This is a genomic window from Mesorhizobium sp. LjRoot246 (assembly GCF_964254115.1).
In the GTDB taxonomy this organism is placed as follows: domain Bacteria; phylum Pseudomonadota; class Alphaproteobacteria; order Rhizobiales; family Rhizobiaceae; genus Mesorhizobium.
In genome coordinates this window covers 4,444,130-4,457,891 of sequence record NZ_CAXUSN020000001.1, presented here as the reverse complement: position 1 = coordinate 4,457,891, position 13,762 = coordinate 4,444,130, and the positions used below count along the sequence as shown (strand labels likewise).

Sequence of the window (13,762 nt, the reverse complement as noted above, 5' to 3'; positions counted from 1 at the left end):
AAGGCAAGGTCAAACTAATGAATATGCACACACAGCCCCAGCGGACACCGGCCGAAACAGCGTTGATCGACGCGTTCGGCGACCGGCTGTCGCTGCTGCCGGGCGATGGCGCGGTGATGCTGAAGCGCGACGACGCCATCGAGACGATCAAGCACGGCCTGCCGACACGGCGCATCGAATCCTGGCACTACACCGACCTGCGCCGGTTGCTGAATGCCGTGCCGGACTTCGACCCGGCCGCCAATGCCAAAGCCATTGCACCCATCGTCGACGGTTCCGCCGTGGTGTCGATCCTGAACGGCAAGTCCGACGCGAAAGTGCCGGTCCTTGAAGGCGTTACCTTCCAGCCCCTGTCGGAAAAGCTGATCGACGGCAGCATCGCGCCGGGGCTCGATTCCTATGGCAGCGACGACGCCATCGGCGCGCTGAACACGGCTTTCGTCGCCGACGGGTATTTCGTCGATATCGCCGATGGCGCGGAGCTCGAAAAGCCGATCGAATTGCAGAACCTGCAGGCCGGCGGCCAGACCCATGTGCGCCTGCCAGTGCGTGTCGGCGCTGGCGCCAAGGCCGTTATCGTCGAGCGTCAGACGGGTGACGGGGCTGCTCTGGTCAGCTCGGTCAGCCAGCTCGTGCTTGGCGAGGGCGCCGAGGTGACGTGGCTGATCGTGCAGGAGCAGCCGGAAACGGCGACGCATCTTGCCCAGTTCAAGGCACATCTCGGCAAGAATTCGAAGCTGACGGTGTTCTTCATGAATGCCGGCGGCAAGCTTGTGCGCCAGGAGATCGTGGTCAGGACGACGGGCGAAGGCGCCGACTTCACGCTTCGCGGCATCAATCTTTTGGCCGGCGATACCCATACCGACGTGACCATGGTGCTCGACCACGCCGTGCCGCACACCACCTCGACGGAAGTCATCCGCAACGTGGTGACGGGCAACGCGCGCGGCGTCTTCCAGGGCCGCATCAACGTCCATCAATATGCGCAGAAGACCAACGCCAAGATGGCCTGCAACACGCTGTTGCTGTCGGACGACGGCGAGTTCTCGACCAAGCCGGAGCTTGAAATCTTCGCCGACGACGTCGTCTGCGGCCATGGCGCGACGGTCACCGAAATCGACCACGACCATCTGTTCTACCTGATGGCGCGCGGCGTCGACGAGAAGACCGCGCGGGGACTGCTTGTGAAAGCCTTCGTCGCCGAGGTGATCGAGGAACTGGACGACGAGGCGATCGTCGAGGCGCTGGAAGCACGGCTCGACGGCTGGTTCGTGACGCACGGGTGAAGTGGTCGAGGCTTGGCCTCGACCATACCCCTCATCCGGCCGCTTCGCGGCCACCTTCTCCCACAAGGGGAGAAGGAAGGGCGCCCAGCCTTCTCCCCTTGTGGGAGAAGGTGGATTGGCGCGAAGCGCCAAGACGGGATGAGGGGTGCTAGGCAGAATGAGGCGATGAGCTTGTGATGGACCAGAAACTCGAAAACATTCCCTACGACGTCGAAGCGATCCGCCGCGATTTCCCGATCCTGTCGCGGGAAGTCTATGGCAAGAAGCTGGTCTATCTCGACAATGGCGCCTCGGCACAGAAGCCGCAGGTGGTGCTGGATACAATCCAGCACGCCTATTCCCAGGAATACGCCAACGTCCATCGCGGCCTGCATTTCCTGTCCAATGCCGCGACCGACGCTTATGAGAAGGCCCGCGAGACGGTGCGCCGTTTCCTCAACGCGCCAAGCACTGACAACATCGTCTTCACCTCGAACACGACCTCGGCCATCAACACGGTCGCCTACGGTTATGGCATGCCCAACATCGGCGAGGGCGACGAGATCGTGCTGTCGATCATGGAGCACCACTCCAACATCGTGCCGTGGCATTTCATCCGCGAGCGGCAGGGCGCGAAACTCGTCTGGGTACCGGTCGACGATCTCGGCGTCTTCCATCTCGAGGAATTCGAGAAGCGGCTGACCGACCGCACCAAGTTGGTCGCCATCACGCAGATGTCGAACGCGCTTGGCACGGTGACGCCGATCAAGGAGATCGTGCGCATCGCGCATTCGCGCGGCATTCCCGTTCTCGTCGACGGCAGCCAGAGCGCCGTGCATATGCCGATCGACGTACAGGATCTCGACTGCGATTTCTTCGTCTTCACCGGGCACAAGGTTTATGGCCCGTCGGGCATCGGCGTGCTCTACGGCAAGAAGGACATTCTCGCCGGCATGCGCCCCTTCATGGGCGGCGGCGAAATGATCGAGGAGGTGACGGAAGATATCGTCACCTACAACGAGCCGCCGCACCGTTTCGAAGCCGGCACGCCGCCGATCGTCCAGGCGATCGGGCTAGGCGCGGCATTGGACTATATGGAATCGATAGGTCGCGAGCGCATCGCCGCGCATGAGGAGGACCTCAAGAATTACGCGCACGAGCGGCTGCGCGCCATCAACTCGCTGCGCATCTTCGGTGACGCGCCAGGCAAGGGCGCCATCATCTCCTTCGAACTGCAAGGCATTCATGCCCATGACGTGTCGATGGTGATAGACAGGCAGGGCGTTGCCGTGCGCGCGGGCACCCATTGCGCCCAGCCGCTGTTGAAACGCTTCGGTGTAACCTCCACATGCAGGGCATCGTTCGGCATGTATAATACCAGGGCCGAAGTCGATGCTCTGGCCGAGGCGCTTGAAAAAGCGCGCAAATTCTTTGGATGACGTTTTTGGGTGACGACCATGGATGATGTGAGCCACACCACCGAGACCGCACCGGAAGCGGCCATCAACCCGCTGGTTTCCGCCTCGGCCATTCCCGCCGACGAACTGGCGCGGCTGACCGACGACATCGTCTCGGCGCTGAAGACGGTCTACGATCCGGAAATCCCGGCCGACATCTACGAGCTTGGCCTCGTTTACAAGATCGACATCGAGGACGACCGCTCGGTCAAGATCGACATGACGCTGACCGCGCCCGGCTGCCCAGTCGCCGGCGAAATGCCCGGCTGGGTGGAAAACGCCGTCGGCGCCGTCGAAGGCGTTTCCGGTGTCGAGGTCAACATGACCTTCGACCCGCCCTGGTCGCCCGACCGCATGTCGGAAGAGGCGCAGGTCGCGGTGGGGTGGTACTAGCGTCGAGCCTGGCAGACTTGCGCCAGGGATAAAACTTCACCATTTTAGGTGAGGAATCATTCGGCAGGCCTTGAACCCGCATGGAATGGAGAAGGAAAAAGAATGGCACGCTTCGCCGTCATCACGATGACCGAAAAGGCCGCCGACCGGGTGCGCGAGATTGTCGCCACGCGCGACAATGCGCATGGCATTCGTCTCGGCATCAAGAAAGGCGGCTGCGCCGGCATGGAATACACGGTCGACCTGGTGACCGAGCCCAACACCAAGGACGACCATATCGAGCGCGACGGCGCCCATGTCTATGTCGCGCCCGAGGCTGCCCTGTTCCTGTTCGGCACCGAGATGGATTTCGAGCAGACGACACTGCGCACCGGCTTCACCTTCCACAACCCGAACCAGAGCTCGGCCTGCGGCTGCGGCGAATCCGTCGAATTGAAGCCGGCTGACCTGAAGGCGCTGGCAGAGGCACGCGCCTCGGCCTGATCTCCCTTCGCCCCGTTTACGGCAGGGCGATCGCATATGCAATCGCCCTACCGTAAACGGGGCGAAGAGCGCTAATCCACCCACATGCCCGTCCGCTTGTGCCAGTCGGCGATCGATTCCTCGGGATAGACGTCGAAGACCTTGTCGTGCTTGCCGATCACCGGCTCAACCCAGTTCGCCTTGTATTTCAGCATCAGGTGCACCTTGCTCGGTGGGATGGGCAGGTCGCTGTCGATCGCCGAGGCGAAGGGATGCACCAGCTCCGGCCAGGTCGGATCGTAGAGCCAAAGGGCTGATCCACATTTCTTGCAGAAATTGCGCTCACCGGTCGATATCTCGCAATGCGGATGCTCGTCGTCCTCGATCTCCGCCCGAAAGACGCCGAGGCTGCGCTTGCCCCTGACGTTCAGCGTCTCGTTGTCGGCGCCGAGATTGATGGCGAAGCCGCCGCCGCCTTGCTGCTTGCGGCAGATGGAGCAGTAGCACAGCATGAACGGCGCCGGCGTGTGGCTCTCCACCTCGAAACGCACGGCATTGCAGCGGCAGGACCCTTTCAGCAGAAGCGGCATTGGGAAAACTCCGATCGACCTCTCTCAACCTGTCAGCATGATTTTGGTTGCGGCGATGACAAGGCCAAACGCCGGTGACATGATCGCGGCATGGACAATGAACGCATCGCCGAACTGTTCGAAGGCCTCGGCCCGGTCAGCATCCGCAAACTGTTCGGCGGCAAGGGCATCTATTTCGACGGTGTCATCGTCGCCATCGTGCTGCGCGGCGAATTGCTGTTGAAGGCCGACGAGCAAAGCGCGCCCGAGTTCGAGGCCGCCGGCTGCACGCAATGGACCTATACCGGCTCGCGCCACGGCAAGCTGGTCGTCATGCCCTATTGGAGCATTCCGGATAGCGCGTTTGATGACCCCGACGAGATGACTGTGTGGGCACGTCGGGCGTACGAGGCGGGGCGAAGGGCGGGGAAGTAGCTGCCCGTCAGCGCGAGGCAGCCCCCTCATCCGGCCGCTTCGCGGCCACCTTCTCCCCGCTGGGGAGAAGAGGTTCGCGCAGGCGCTGGCCAACTCCTCTCCCCTCGGGGAGAGGTCGGATTGCCCCGAATTGCTCTTTGCAATTCGGTCTCGGCAATCCGGGTGAGGGGGACCTTCGCCGCGTGAACCTACAGCGCCTTCGCAATCCCCGTCGCCAACCTTGCATTGTTCTCCACCAGCGCGATGTTGGTCTTCAGGCTCCTGCCACCGGTCAGTTCGAGGATTTTCGACAGCAGGAACGGCGTCACCGCCTTGCCGGTCACGTGGAGCGCCTCGGCGGCCTTCTGCGCGGCCTCGATGTAGCCCGCCATCTCTTCAGCCGGGATTTCATGGTTCTCAGGCACCGGATTGGCGATCAGCATGCCGCCGGCGAGCCCAAGTGCTGCCCGCGTTTGGTAGAAATGCGCGATCTCTTCCGGTCTGTGCAGGGTCAGCGGCGCGCGAAATGGCGAATGCCGCGACCAGAAGGCCGGCATCGTCTCGCAGCCATGGCCGATCACCGGCACGCCGCGCGTCTCCAGCACCTCCAGCGTCTTTTCGATGTCGAGGATGGCCTTGGCACCGGCCGACACGACGATGACGGGAGTGCGCGCCAGTTCGTCGAGGTCGGCGGAGATGTCAAAGCTCTTTTCGGCGCCCTTGTGCACGCCGCCGATGCCGCCGGTGGCGAACACTTTTATGCCGACCATATGCGCCGCGATCATGGTGGCGGCGACCGTGGTGCCGCCGGTGCGCCCTTGCGCTACGGCAAAGCCGAGGTCGGCGCGCGACAGCTTCATGGCGTCACCGGTCATTGCCAGCGATTCGCGCTCGCCGTCCGAGAGGCCGATCTTGATACGGCCGCCGACCACGGCGATCGTCGCCGGCACAGCGCCGCCATCGGTGATGATCTTCTCGACATCGGCTGCCATGGCGCCATTGTCGGGGTAGGGCATGCCATGGGTGATGATGGTGCTTTCCAGCGCCACCACCGGCCGGCCGTCGGCCAGGGCCTGCGCCACCGGCGCGTGGATATCGATGAAGGGGCGGGCGGTCTCTGGGGTCATCTCGATCTCCAATCCGGAGTGCGGCGCGTCCGTCGGGACGCTCGGCAACACTGCGGCACTATGAATTTGCCGGTCTCATGCCACTTCCTGCGCATCCGGCACAAGAGCCAACGCTTCCGCGAAGCTTGCCGCGGTGAAATCCGGAACGGCATCGGCGCTTTCGATGGCTAGCGTCGCCGCGGCGATGCCCTCTCGCAGGGCTGCCCGCAGCGGCAGGCCGCGCAGCAGGGCGGCAACTGTCGCGCCCGCCAGCGCATCGCCGGCGCCGGTGACGTCGGCGATCTTTCTTGGCGGCGGCGGCAGGATCGAGAAGGCGCCGGCTTCATCGAAGCCCAGCATGGCACCGCCGCCCGCCGTCACCACGCCGCTTTTGAGCCCTGCGCGTCTCAGCCCGGCGACGATGTCTTGCGGGGAAGTCGCTGCGTCCAGCTCTGCCAGTGCGATCGCTTCGCGCCGGTTCATGAAGACGACGGCCAGATTGCCCAGCACCGGCTTCAAACGCACGATCTTGGCCGGCGAAATGGCAATGGCGAAGACGGGCTTGCCGGCGGCAAGCAAGACCAGCCGCTCCAGTGCTGCCGTCGGCAGGTTGGCGTCGCAGAAGACAGCGTCGGCGGCAGCGATCACCTCGCGGACCCTGGAGCGCCTGATCTGCTTGGGAAACGCCAGGTCATAGAGCGCCATGTCGGCGAAGCCGACGATCAGTTCGCCGTCGCGGTCGATCAGCGCCGTATAGCTCGGCGTGGTGCGGTCGAGGAACACGGCCGACAGGTCGGCAATGCCAGCCTCGGCGATAGCGCGGGAAACTGTATCGGCCGCTGCATCGCCACCGCGCGCCGACATGAGCGACGCGGAGACGCCACGAAGCACCGCACTGCGCAATGCGTTGAAGACGCCGCCGCCGACATCCTCGCGCATCGTGCCGGGATTGGAGGCGGCAGGCACGTAAGCGCCGGACACCTGGCCACGCCGGTCGATATGGGCGCCGCCGATGGCCAGGATTTTCGCGGATTTCAGCATGCCGGCGATATGACCTTTGTTATTCCAGCCGCACAAGCGCTAGGCTGTGCGACGGAGCTTCGCATGCAAGGCGGCGATTCGGCAGGTCGAAACAACCGAGCCGTCTGGCCCAACGTATGGTGCATCCCTGATCGAATTCCTTGAACATAAAAAGAACAAATCCGGATATTGTTTGTTTTTCAGATATTTGATCCCTCTTGCCAAACGAGAACAAAAAAGGTACAAATGGGCAGGGATTACGGATTGTCCGGCCTTCATTGACGACCAAGGGGTGATGTATCATGGCTCAGAATTCTTTGCGGCTGGTAGAGGACAAGGCAGTGGACAAATCAAAGGCTCTGGATGCGGCGCTGTCGCAAATCGAGCGGGCTTTCGGCAAGGGCTCGATCATGCGGCTCGGCGCGAACGAGCAGGTCGTCGAGATCGAAACGGTGCCGACCGGCTCGCTTGGCCTCGACATCGCGCTTGGCGTCGGTGGCCTGCCGCGCGGTCGCATCATCGAAATCTACGGGCCGGAAAGCTCGGGCAAGACGACGTTGGCCCTGCACACCGTGGCTGAAGCCCAGAAGAAGGGCGGCATCTGCGCCTTCGTCGATGCCGAGCATGCGCTTGACCCGGTCTATGCCCGCAAGCTTGGCGTCGATCTCGAAAACCTCCTGATCTCGCAGCCCGACACCGGTGAGCAGGCGCTGGAAATCTGCGACACGCTGGTGCGCTCCGGCGCCATCGACGTGCTGGTGGTCGATTCGGTCGCGGCGCTGACGCCACGCGCTGAAATCGAAGGCGAGATGGGCGATTCGCTGCCCGGCCTGCAGGCCCGCCTGATGAGCCAGGCGCTGCGCAAGCTGACCGCCTCGATCTCGCGCTCCAACACCATGGTCATCTTCATCAACCAGATCCGCATGAAGATCGGCGTCATGTTCGGTTCGCCCGAAACCACCACCGGCGGCAACGCGCTGAAATTCTACGCATCGGTGCGCCTCGACATCCGCCGCATCGGCTCGGTCAAGGACCGCGACGAGGTCGTCGGCAACCAGACCCGCGTCAAGGTGGTCAAGAACAAGCTGGCGCCGCCCTTCAAGGTGGTCGAGTTCGACATCATGTACGGTGAAGGTGTGTCCAAGACCGGCGAACTTGTCGATCTCGGCGTCAAGGCCGGCGTGGTCGAGAAGTCGGGCGCCTGGTTCTCCTACAATTCGCAGCGTCTCGGCCAGGGCCGCGAGAATGCAAAACTGTTCCTGCGCGACAATCCCGACACCGCGCGTGAGATCGAACTGGCGCTCCGGCAGAATGCCGGGCTGATCGCCGAGAAATTCCTTGAGAATGGCGGCTCCGAAGGTGGCGACGACGGGTTCGAGGAGGAATCCGGCGCGATGTAACAGCCCCGCGATGTCGGCCGGAGTTCGGCCATAATCGCGTTCTATTATCTCAGGCTTATGTAATTGAGTTCCGCGTTATTGCGTTTTGAAACCGCCGGCCTAGCGCCGGCGGTTTTGCGTTTTGGCGGCGAGCCAGGCCGGTTCGAACTGCCCGGCAAAGACCGCAGGTTGGACCAATTCCGTGTTTCTGGACAGGGTGCGACGCGGCGGCTAAAAGGCCAAGTCTTATCTTCTAATAAGTCTAGAGCCCATTTCCGCCGGTTTTGCCGGCGGCTCTCTCGAAAAGGCAGCATTCATGAGTGGCGTGAACGAAATCCGGTCGACATTTCTCGACTACTTTCGCAAGGAGGGTCACGAGATCGTCGCGTCGAGCCCGCTGGTGCCGCGCAACGATCCGACGTTGATGTTCACCAATGCCGGCATGGTGCAGTTCAAGAACGTCTTCACCGGTCTGGAGAAGCGGCCCTATTCGCGTGCCTCGACCGCCCAGAAAAGCGTTCGCGCCGGCGGCAAGCACAATGATCTCGACAATGTCGGCTACACCGCGCGCCATCTGACCTTCTTCGAGATGCTCGGCAATTTCTCCTTCGGCGACTATTTCAAGGAGCGCGCCATCGAGCTTGCCTGGAACCTGATCACCAAGGAGTTCGGGCTGAACAAGGACAAGCTCTTGGTCACCGTCTATCACACGGACGACGAGGCGGCCGGCTTCTGGAAGAAGATCGCCGGTTTTTCCGACGACCGCATCATTCGCATCGCGACCTCGGATAATTTCTGGGCGATGGGCGACACCGGACCGTGCGGGCCGTGCTCGGAGATCTTCATCGATCGCGGCGAACACATCTGGGGCGGGCCTCCCGGCAGCCCCGAGGAAGACGGCGACCGCTTCCTCGAATTCTGGAACCTGGTGTTCATGCAATATGAGCAGGTCACCAAGGAAGAGCGCATCGACCTGCCGCGGCCGTCGATCGACACCGGCTTGGGCCTGGAGCGCATGGCCTCTATCCTGCAAGGGGTGGAAAGCGTCTTCGAAACCGACCTCTTCCGGCACCTGATCGACGCGGCCTCGTCCGCGATCGGGCATGGTCCCGACAAGGAGACCGTTGCGTCCTACCGCGTCATTGCCGATCATCTGCGTTCGTCCTCGTTCCTGGTCGCCGATGGCGTGCTGCCGTCGAACGAAGGCCGCGGCTATGTCCTGCGCCGCATCATGCGCCGCGCCATGCGGCATGCGCAGTTGCTCGGTGCCAACGAACCGCTGATGTGGAAGCTGGTGCCGGCGCTGGTGCGCGAGATGGGCCAGGCCTATCCTGAACTGCTGCGCGGCGAACAATTGATCACCGAGACCCTGAAGCTCGAGGAGACCAGGTTTCGCAAGACGCTGGTGCGTGGCCTCGGCCTGCTCTCCGAGGCGACGGAAACGCTGCATGCCGGCGACATGCTGGACGGCGAGACGGCCTTCAAGCTCTACGACACCTATGGCTTCCCGCTTGATCTGACGCAGGACGCGCTGCGCCAGCGCAGCATCTCGGTCGATCTTGCCGGCTTCACCAATGCGATGGAGCAGCAGAAAGCCGAGGCGCGCAAGCATTGGGCTGGCTCCGGCGACGCGGCCACCGAGACCATCTGGTTCTCCGTGCGCGAGAAGGCAGGCGCCACCGAGTTCCTCGGCTACGAGACTGAAGCTGCGGAAGGCCTCGTCCAGGCGCTTGTCCGGGACGGCAAGACCGTCGACAGCGCCGGCAAGGGCGACGCGGTCGCGGTCGTCGTCAACCAGACGCCGTTCTATGCCGAGTCCGGCGGCCAGATGGGCGACACGGGTATCATTTCAGGCGAGGGATTCTCGATCGAGGTCTCCGACACGCAGAAGAAGGCCGATGGGCTGTTCGTCCACATCGGCAAGGTCGCCAGCGGCACGGTGAACACGGGCGCTGCCGTCGAGCTGAAGGTCGATCACGCGCGTCGCTCTCGGCTGCGCGCGAACCATTCGGCGACGCATCTGATCCATGAGGCGCTGCGCGAAGTGCTGGGCAGCCATGTCGCGCAGAAGGGCTCGCTGGTGGCGCCGGAGCGCCTGCGCTTCGACATCTCGCACAACAAGCCCATTTCACCGGAAGATATCGAAGAGGTCGAGCGCATGGCCAACGAGATCGTTGTCCAGAACGGCCCGGTGACCACGCGCCTGATGTCGGTCGACGATGCCATCGCCGAAGGCGCCATGGCGCTGTTTGGCGAGAAGTATGGCGACGAGGTGCGCGTCGTGTCGATGGGCACCGGCGTGCATGGCGCCAAGGCAAACCGGCCCTATTCGGTCGAACTCTGCGGCGGCACCCATGTCAGGGCGACCGGCGATATCGGCCTGGTGCGTGTCGTGTCGGACAGCGCGGTCGCTGCCGGCGTGCGCCGCATCGAGGCGCTGACCGGCGAGGCGGCGCGCAGACATCTCGACGAGCAGGACAGGCGGCTGAAGGCGGCGGCGGCCGTGCTGAAGATCTCGCCAGCCGACGTGCCGGCGCGTGTCGAGGCGCTGCTCGAGGAGCGCAAGAAGCTCGAAAAGGAGCTGACCGAAGCGCGCAAGAAGCTGGCGTTGGGCGGCGGTGCCGCCGCTGGTGCGGCGCCGGAGAACGAGACCGTGGCGGGCGTAGGCTTCCTCGGCAAGGCGGTCTCCGGTGTCTCGCCGAAGGATTTGAAGCCGCTGGCCGATGCCGGCAAGACCTCGCTCGGTTCCGGCGTCGTCGTCTTCGTCGGCACGGCCGAGGACAACAAGGCGAGCGTCGTGGTCGCCGTCACCGACGATTTGTTAAGCCGCTTCAGCGCGGTCGACCTTGTGCGCGTGGCCTCCACCGCATTGGGCGGGCAGGGCGGCGGCGGTCGGCCCGATATGGCCCAGGCCGGCGGACCGGATGCGTCGAAAGCCGCCGATGCGATCGCCGCGGTGAGGGCGGCGTTGGAGGCAGCCTGAAAGCCACCCCATGAAGGTGCTCGTCCTTGGCGGCTATGGACTGATCGGCGAAGCCGTCGTCGGCCGCCTGCTAGGCGACGGCCACCAGGTGACCGGCCTCGGCCGTGATATCAGAGAGGCCGCGCGGCGCTGGCCGGCAGTGAGCTGGGTCGCGGCCGACATTGCGCAATTGCTTGCCGTTGAAGACTGGCTGCCGATGGTCGCCGGCATGGACGCGGTCGTCAATGCGGCAGGCGCCTTGCAAGACGGCCCACGCGATCGCCTCGACGCAATCCACCGCGCTGCGGTCGTCGCGCTGGTCGCGGCCTGCGAACGGGCCGGTATCAGCCGCTTTGTGCAGATCTCCGCCGTCGGTGCCGATCCAGCCTCGGGAGATGCTTTTTTCAACACCAAGGCGCAAGGCGACAAGGCCGTCGCAAGCTCCTCGCTGGAGTGGACGATCCTGCGCCCGGGCATGGTGGTCGCGCCGGCCGCCTATGGTGGCACGGCTCTTCTGCGTGCCCTTGCCGCCTTTCCCGGCTTTGTCCCGGCCGTTATGGCGCGCCAGCCGATCCAGACCGTGGCAGTCACCGATGTTGCCGAGGCCGTGTCGCGTGCGGTTGCCGGTTCCCTGCCACCCCGTCTAGCCGTCGATCTCGTAGAGACCAATGCCAGATCGCTCGCCGATGTTCTCTTGGCCTTCCGTGCATGGCTTGGCTTGCCACCGGTCCGCGTCGTACCGATGCCGGCTTTTCTCGGTCGGCTTGCTGCTGTTGTTGCCGACGGCCTCGGTCTGCTCGGCTGGCGATCGCCTTTGCGCAGCGCAGCCCTTGCCGCGCTGGGAGGCGGCGTGACCGGCAATGCCGGATCTTGGAACGGTGTAAGCGGTCATCCGCTGCGGCCACTGGAGGCAACACTGGCCGCCATGCCGGCGCATGTTCAGGAGCGATGGTTCGCGCGGCTCTGGCTGCTGAAACCGGTGGTATTCGGCATCCTCTCGCTGTTCTGGCTGGTGTCCGGCATCGTCGGCTTTATCAGGCAAGACGCGGCCGCTGACATTCTGATCTCGCATGGCTTGTCGCAGGCGCTCGCGCTGGGGATGGTTCTTGCCGGAAGTGTTGCCGATATCCTTGTCGGGACCGCTGTTCTGGTCCGCTCCTTCGCCCGCCTCGCGCTGCTGGGGATGATCGCCATCACCGTGGCCTATCTTGGCGCAGCGACGGTACTTGCGCCCGATCTGTGGCTCGATCCTCTGGGAGCAATGGTCAAGGCTGTCCCAGCGTTTTGCCTTGCCCTGGTGGCGCTGGCGATTTTAGACGAGCGATGAACCTCTGGGTCGACCTCCTGCGCTGGACGCACATTATCGGCGCCACGGTTCTCTTCGGCACCGGCGCCGGCATCGCCTTCTTCATGCTGATGGCGCAGCGCACCGGCCGCGCCGATATCGTCGCCCACGTGGCGGGCACGGTAGTCATCGCCGATACCATTTTTACGGCGACCGCCGTCATCGTGCAGCCGATCACGGGCGTGCTGCTGGCGCAGGCCGTGGGCTGGCCGCTATCCGAAGGCTGGATCGTGTTGTCCCTGCTGCTTTATGTCGTGACCGGCCTGTTCTGGCTGCCGGTGGTCTGGATTCAGATTCGCATCCGCAACCTGGCGCGGCAGGCGGTACGCGAAAACGCGCCGCTGCCGCCTGAGGAAAAGCGCCTGTTCCGCATCTGGTTTGCTTGCGGCTTCCCGGCTTTCGCCGCCGTGCTTGCCATCCTGTGGCTGATGGTCGCCCGGCCCGACATAGGGTTTTAGCCCATCGCCATCCGCGGGCTGCTCAATCCGACTTTTCGGTCTTGGCAAAGGCCTCCCGTGCGGAGATTCGATCCCACCAGGCCTGGATCTCGGGAAACTCGGCCAGCAGCTTTTGCCCCTCGGCGACCTTGACGAAATAACCGATGATCGGCGCCGCATGCAGATCGGCCAGCGTCAGCTGATCGCCGAGCAGCCAAGGCCCGGGAGCCTTGAGTGCGGTGAGCACCCGCATCACCGTTTCGGCCTGGCGCAGTCCGGCGGCGATCAGCGCCTCGTCGGGCGCCTCCTTCTCCAGCCGCTCGACGGCGACATCCCAGACCATCGACCTGTACGCATAGGCATCGAGGATGCCGATCATCTGGTTCATGGTTGCGCGGGTGCGGGCGTCTTTTGGCTGGAGAGCTGGCCCTGCAAAAACCTCATCAACATACCGGGCAATCGCGCTCGTCTCGAAGAGCCGAAGCCCGTTATGCTCGAAGGCCGGGATGCGGCCGAACGGGTGGTGCTCAAGATACCAGGCGGGAATGCCCTCAGCTGCAAAGACATCGACCGGCACAAGCTCGTAGTCGATGTCTTTTTCCGTGAGCACGAGGCGGACGATGCGCACATAGACGCTGTAATCCGCCCCGTAGACGATGGGCTTGCCCGACGATGTGGTGTTGACGCTGTGACCGATGCTGGCCACGCTCTATTCTTTTATCTTTACAACGGGCTTGCCATCTTCGCCGATGCCGAGCGTGATCTTGCCTCCAAGGTTCGCCGGAGCGGGAGTGACATTGGCAGCTTGCACCTCAAACCTCGGCATGGAGTCCAAGAGCTCTTTTCCCTTGGTACTCTTTAGCCGTTCTTGCTGATCGAACCACATGGCCATTTACATCTACCTATTTGGCACAATTCAGCTCGGAAGACAGATTTGCACTTCGACACGCCTC

Annotated in this window: 14 protein-coding genes; 9 read left to right on the top strand and 5 right to left on the bottom strand. The window is 63.5% G+C overall.

Annotated features, from left to right (window positions below; genetic code table 11):
- Positions 1 to 17 precede the first annotated feature (17 nt).
- The 4 genes from sufD to sufA all read left to right on the top strand — a co-directional run bounded on the left by sufD (position 18) and on the right by sufA (position 3,598).
- On the top strand, positions 18 to 1,286 hold the full coding sequence (sufD, locus tag ACSQ3L_RS21865) for a Fe-S cluster assembly protein SufD (protein ID WP_436161797.1): 1,269 nt from the start codon (positions 18 to 20) through the stop codon (positions 1,284 to 1,286).
- A 176-nt stretch (positions 1,287 to 1,462) separates the two neighbouring features.
- Complete coding sequence (locus tag ACSQ3L_RS21860; RefSeq protein WP_436161796.1) at positions 1,463 to 2,704, top strand: cysteine desulfurase; 1,242 nt, start codon at positions 1,463 to 1,465, stop codon at positions 2,702 to 2,704.
- An 18-nt stretch (positions 2,705 to 2,722) separates the two neighbouring features.
- Complete coding sequence (locus ACSQ3L_RS21855) at positions 2,723 to 3,115, top strand: SUF system Fe-S cluster assembly protein (protein ID WP_436161795.1); 393 nt, start codon at positions 2,723 to 2,725, stop codon at positions 3,113 to 3,115.
- A gap of 102 nt (positions 3,116 to 3,217) precedes the next feature.
- The gene (sufA, locus tag ACSQ3L_RS21850; RefSeq protein ID WP_436161794.1) at positions 3,218 to 3,598 is read left to right on the top strand and encodes a Fe-S cluster assembly scaffold SufA; all 381 of its coding nucleotides are present in this window, start codon (positions 3,218 to 3,220) and stop codon (positions 3,596 to 3,598) included.
- Between the two features lie 71 nt (positions 3,599 to 3,669).
- Here sufA and ACSQ3L_RS21845 read toward each other — a convergent pair whose 3' ends face one another.
- Entirely contained in the window at positions 3,670 to 4,167 is a 498-nt protein-coding gene (locus tag ACSQ3L_RS21845; protein WP_436161793.1) for a GFA family protein, read from the bottom strand.
- 90 nt (positions 4,168 to 4,257) lie between these two features.
- Between ACSQ3L_RS21845 and ACSQ3L_RS21840 the strand changes: the two genes are divergently transcribed.
- The gene (locus tag ACSQ3L_RS21840; protein ID WP_436161792.1) at positions 4,258 to 4,581 is read left to right on the top strand and encodes a TfoX/Sxy family protein; all 324 of its coding nucleotides are present in this window, start codon (positions 4,258 to 4,260) and stop codon (positions 4,579 to 4,581) included.
- 188 nt (positions 4,582 to 4,769) lie between these two features.
- Here ACSQ3L_RS21840 and ACSQ3L_RS21835 read toward each other — a convergent pair whose 3' ends face one another.
- Positions 4,770 to 5,687: a pseudouridine-5'-phosphate glycosidase gene (locus ACSQ3L_RS21835; RefSeq protein WP_436161791.1), complete on the bottom strand. Its 918-nt coding sequence runs from the start codon at positions 5,685 to 5,687 to the stop codon at positions 4,770 to 4,772.
- A 75-nt stretch (positions 5,688 to 5,762) separates the two neighbouring features.
- Complete coding sequence (locus ACSQ3L_RS21830; RefSeq protein WP_436161790.1) at positions 5,763 to 6,707, bottom strand: carbohydrate kinase family protein; 945 nt, start codon at positions 6,705 to 6,707, stop codon at positions 5,763 to 5,765.
- A 281-nt stretch (positions 6,708 to 6,988) separates the two neighbouring features.
- Between ACSQ3L_RS21830 and recA the strand changes: the two genes are divergently transcribed.
- The 4 genes from recA to ACSQ3L_RS21810 all read left to right on the top strand — a co-directional run bounded on the left by recA (position 6,989) and on the right by ACSQ3L_RS21810 (position 12,830).
- Positions 6,989 to 8,086, top strand: a complete 1,098-nt coding sequence (gene recA, locus ACSQ3L_RS21825) for a recombinase RecA (RefSeq protein WP_013532151.1) — start codon at positions 6,989 to 6,991, stop codon at positions 8,084 to 8,086.
- A 295-nt stretch (positions 8,087 to 8,381) separates the two neighbouring features.
- Positions 8,382 to 11,048 (top strand): alanine--tRNA ligase, encoded by a 2,667-nt coding sequence (gene alaS / locus ACSQ3L_RS21820; RefSeq protein WP_436161789.1) that lies wholly within the window; start codon positions 8,382 to 8,384, stop codon positions 11,046 to 11,048.
- A gap of 10 nt (positions 11,049 to 11,058) precedes the next feature.
- Positions 11,059 to 12,354 carry an SDR family oxidoreductase gene (locus tag ACSQ3L_RS21815; protein WP_436161788.1) on the top strand — a complete coding sequence of 432 codons (1,296 nt, stop codon included), beginning with the start codon at positions 11,059 to 11,061 and terminating at the stop codon, positions 12,352 to 12,354.
- Positions 12,351 to 12,830, top strand: a complete 480-nt coding sequence (locus ACSQ3L_RS21810) for a DUF2269 family protein (RefSeq protein WP_436161787.1) — start codon at positions 12,351 to 12,353, stop codon at positions 12,828 to 12,830. The genes ACSQ3L_RS21815 and ACSQ3L_RS21810 overlap by 4 nt, the downstream gene beginning before the upstream one ends.
- Before the next feature lie 22 nt (positions 12,831 to 12,852).
- On the opposite strand, the gene ACSQ3L_RS21805 is transcribed toward ACSQ3L_RS21810, so the two are convergent.
- Together ACSQ3L_RS21805 and ACSQ3L_RS21800 are read right to left on the bottom strand one after the other, a co-directional pair.
- Complete coding sequence (locus ACSQ3L_RS21805; protein WP_436161786.1) at positions 12,853 to 13,515, bottom strand: glutathione S-transferase family protein; 663 nt, start codon at positions 13,513 to 13,515, stop codon at positions 12,853 to 12,855.
- Between the two features lie 3 nt (positions 13,516 to 13,518).
- Entirely contained in the window at positions 13,519 to 13,701 is a 183-nt protein-coding gene (locus tag ACSQ3L_RS21800; protein ID WP_436161785.1) for a hypothetical protein, read from the bottom strand.
- Positions 13,702 to 13,762: the final 61 nt, after the last annotated feature.